This is a genomic window from uncultured Thiocystis sp. (assembly GCF_903866365.1).
Classification (GTDB): domain Bacteria; phylum Pseudomonadota; class Gammaproteobacteria; order Chromatiales; family Chromatiaceae; genus Chromatium.
Genome location: NZ_CAIPNF010000333.1, coordinates 1 through 3,172 on the forward strand (window position 1 = coordinate 1; position 3,172 = coordinate 3,172).

2 protein-coding genes are annotated in these 3,172 nt (G+C 62.7%); both read left to right on the forward strand.

Translation table 11 applies throughout. From position 1 onward, the window contains the following. Positions 1–1,661 (forward strand): diguanylate cyclase (locus tag QZY07_RS18765; RefSeq protein WP_295405980.1); only part of this gene is annotated, 1,661 nt, incomplete at its 5' end. A 229-nt stretch (positions 1,662–1,890) separates the two neighbouring features. Continuing rightward, positions 1,891–2,868, forward strand: coding sequence for a hypothetical protein (locus QZY07_RS18770; protein WP_295405982.1), 978 nt, complete (start codon positions 1,891–1,893; stop codon positions 2,866–2,868). Positions 2,869–3,172 lie beyond the last annotated feature (304 nt).

Sequence of the window (3,172 nt, forward strand, 5' to 3'; positions counted from 1 at the left end):
CCTGGATCGACCGCTTTATGCAGGGCTACGAGGGCTCCGCGGTCGTCGTCAACCCGCATGGACAGGATGTGCTGGTGTCCGTCAGGCAGATCCCGATCGCCGGCTGGTACGCCTCTGTGATCCTGCCAACGCGGGAGGCCTTTGCTCCGGTGGTCATCCAGCGTCGTCGGATGCTGATCGGCACGCTGCTGATCGCACTGTTTAGCGGTGGCCTGACGTGGTGGATGCTGCGCCGCCAGTTGGCACCTCTGCTGGAGACCACCCGAACCATCGCAGCCCGCTCAACATCCGAGCAATCGCTACAACCGCTGCCCGTCACCAAGCGGAACGATGAAGTCGGCGCCCTGATTGCCGGCTTCAATCGTCTGCTGTCTACCCTGGCACAGCGCCAACGCGCCCTGGAGGAGAGCGAGGCGCGTTTTCGCGCCTTGGCCGACAACGCGTCCGCCCTGGTCTGGATGGCGGGCGCGGACGCGCGGTATGAGTATTTCAACGACCTCTGGCTCGCGTTTACCGGGCGCGATCTGGCGCGGGAGGTTGGCGACGGCTGGCAGGACGGCGTCCACCCGGATGACCTACCGCGCCGCCAGAGCGCCTATGCGAGCGCCTTCGCCGCGCGGCAACCCTTTAGCCTGGACTACCGGCTGCGCCGCTACGATGGCGAGTACCGCTGGCTCACCGATCATGGCGTGCCGCGCCATGACGAGCAGGGCGGCTTCCTGGGCTATATCGGCACCTGCATCGACATCACCGAGCGCAAGGCATCCGAAGCCCGGCTGCAACTCCTGGCCAGCGTCTTCAGTCATGCCCGCGAGGGAATCCTGATCAGTGCCGCCAACGGTACCATCCTGGATATTAACGACGGCTTCGCCCTCATCACCGGCTACTCGCTCGACGACGTGCGGGGTCGGAACCCGCGCATTCTCAAATCCGGGCGTCATGACGACGCCTTCTATGCCGCGATGTGGCGCGACCTGCTGGCATGCGGCCAATGGTCTAGCGAAATCTGGAACCGACGCAAGAATGGCGAACTCTATGCCGCGCTGCTCACCATCAGCGCCGTGCGCGACGAACAGGGCAAGGTGGGGCATTACGTGGCGCTGTCTTCGGACATCACAGCATTGAAGGAGCACGAAAGTCAACTCGAACAGATCGCCCATTTCGATGCCCTGACCAAACTGCCCAATCGCGCCCTGTTGACCGACCGTCTGCATCAGGCCCTGGCGCAGACGTTGCGTCGCGGCCAGCGCCTGGCCGTCGTCTTCCTGGATCTGGATGGCTTCAAGGCCGTCAATGACCGGTACGGCCACGAGGCCGGCGATCAGGTGTTGATCGTGGTCGCCAACCGGATGAAGCAGGCCCTGCGCGAGGGCGACACGCTGGCCCGGCTCGGTGGCGATGAGTTTGTGGCTGTCTTGATGGATCTCGCGGACATGAGCGTCAGCGCACCACTGTTCGATCGTCTGCTCGCCGCCGCGGCCCAACCGGTGTCCTTTGGCGCCGCGATGCTCCAGGTCTCGGCCAGCCTGGGGGCGACCTTCTACCCGCAAAGCGAGGAGATGGACGCCGATCAACTGTTACGCCAGGCCGATCATGCCATGTATCAGGCCAAGCTGGCAGGCAAGAACCGCTATCAGGTGTTTGACCCGGAACGGCCTTGAGCGGCGGGTTGCCGACGCGCGCTTGCGGACCCTCATGCCGGTCAAGTCCCTTGCATCGTCATCGTCGACATGCTCGTTTTCTGCAGGGATCGCTATCCGGTTCGGTTGAGGCGTTAAGTTCAGGCTTCTGATAAAAAAGAAATTTTTGCATCAATGCGGCTTGAGATTTTGGCCGATTGACGCAAATTAACGGTCACCCGCACTCGCAGACGCCACGGTTGTCCATTTCATGAGCCAAGCACTCCAAACCGCCGTCGCGCGCCAGCGCATGTTATTGCAGGGCCGGCTCGCCGGGCTGCTCGAACGCCTCGTCGGCGACTGCCGCGCGGTCTGGCCCGAGCGCGCGGGTCTGGAGCGGATTCTGGCGGACGCCCTGCCGAATCTGCCCTCCTGCAAATATCTCTATGTGCTCGATGGCGACGCCCATCAGTTGACCGCCAATCTCTCGCCTCAGGGCTGGCTGCCCGAGCATCTGGGGCGCAACCGTCGCGAGCGACCCTATCTGGCGGAGGCGCTCGCCGGGGCGCGGTTTTCGCTGTCGCCGGTCTATCTCAGCCGCAACGCCCGTCGGCCCTCGCTGACCGCGATTCAGCGCATCGACGATGGGGAGGGCGGTCTGCTCGGGTTTCTCGGCGCCGATTTCGATCTGCGCGAACTGCCCCTGACCCGCGAGATCTACCAGCAGCCGGAACACTGGCTCCAGCTCAAGGGCGATCCGGCGATCCGCGGCGGGCTGTTTCAGCAGGAGCGGGTGGAGAGCCTGATGGATCGCCGGATCGATGAGATTCTGGATCTGCTGGTCGAACTGGTCGCCGCCCATGGCGTTTTTCACGGCAAACTGCATTTCTCCAGTTCGCGCGCGACCCTGTGGCTGATCGAGGATCCCTTTCGGTTCCGCATTCTCGATTATGAGGATCTGGCCAATCCAGGGATTTGTCTGGCTTATCCTCGGCAAGCCTATCCGGCGGATGCCGCGATTCCGCTGGAACGTGTCGGCGAGGTCTTCCGCACCTTTCGCGCGTTGCGTTTCATGGACGAAAACATCTATCTGCGCTCCGGCTCGCTCAACATCTTCAACGGTATCGTCGGACTGAATTTCTCCTGCGACGGCTCGCACTACATGCGTTGGGAAGAGTTTCTGAGCAAGAGTCTAGGGTTCTGGATTGGCACCGGCGAGGCTTGCGCCGTGGAGTCGGAGACTGGTTAAGCAACATCCCCGCCCTTAGAAGACTGGAACAACTGGGAGCCGCCGACATCCTGTTGGCGCTGGTCCTCGCCGCCGGCCGGGAGGTGTGGATCGCGGGCGCGGACGCACTGCCAATTAAGTTAAGCCGTTCGTGGTGAGCCCTTCGGCTTCGCTCAGGAGAGCCTGGTCGAACCATGAACGGCTTTACGCTCAGAGGCTTAGGGCGTGTCATCAATTCATGTTGTGTGGGATTAGCACTGAGATCCAGAGCCTTTCCATCATGTGAGCAGGATGCTGACCGCAGCCAAATGGACTCCCGCCAGGA

Excerpts from the sequence above, each read along its gene's own strand:
- QZY07_RS18770 (WP_295405982.1), top strand. The coding sequence starts at position 1,891 with ATGAGCCAAGCACTCCAAACCGCCGTCGCGCGCCAGCGCATGTTATTG.